Origin of the sequence: Nonomuraea sp. MG754425 (genome assembly GCF_021699195.1) — a bacterium.
Lineage (GTDB): Bacteria > Actinomycetota > Actinomycetes > Streptosporangiales > Streptosporangiaceae > Nonomuraea.
Genome location: NZ_SSXE01000494.1, coordinates 1 through 488, shown reverse-complemented (window position 1 = coordinate 488; position 488 = coordinate 1). Strand labels below are relative to the sequence as shown.

The following is a 488-nucleotide window of genomic DNA, read 5'->3' as shown; positions in this document are numbered from 1 at the left end:
GACACCCAGGGTCACCGACCCGAGGAGCAGCCCGGAGAACCCGCCCACCCCACGGCTGCCGAGCACGATGCTGTCGGCCCGCACGGCCTGGGCGATCAGGCTCTCCACGACGTTTCCCCCGGGCATCTCGGCGTCCACCTCGATCCCCGCGTCCAGCGCCTGCGCCCTGCCGACGGCCGCCTCCAGCACCCCCGCGCAATACTTCCTGCCGTTGACATTGTCCTGCCACTGCTCGCACACATGCACGATCTTCAGCGGCAACCGTCTTCGCCGCGCATCGAGGGCCGCCCACTCCACCGCCGCGTGGGACGGCGCGGAGCCGTCCACCCCCACCACGATCGGTCCGGCCATCGCCGCCCGCCCTTCACCTCATCTGTCACGCTGACCCACTGACCCACTGCACGGATACCTGTACAGGTCATGGTCTCGGCGACCACGAAGACGGCTGTTGGTTCAGCAAAGTTCACCCCGCGAGCCGACCGGACTTA

The 488-nt window shown here is 68.9% G+C and carries 1 protein-coding gene; it reads right to left on the bottom strand.

The annotated features are described in order from the left end of the window. Window positions 1–351 (bottom strand): universal stress protein (locus tag FAF44_RS53655; protein ID WP_237111190.1); only part of this gene is annotated, 351 nt, incomplete at its 3' end. Window positions 352–488 lie beyond the last annotated feature (137 nt).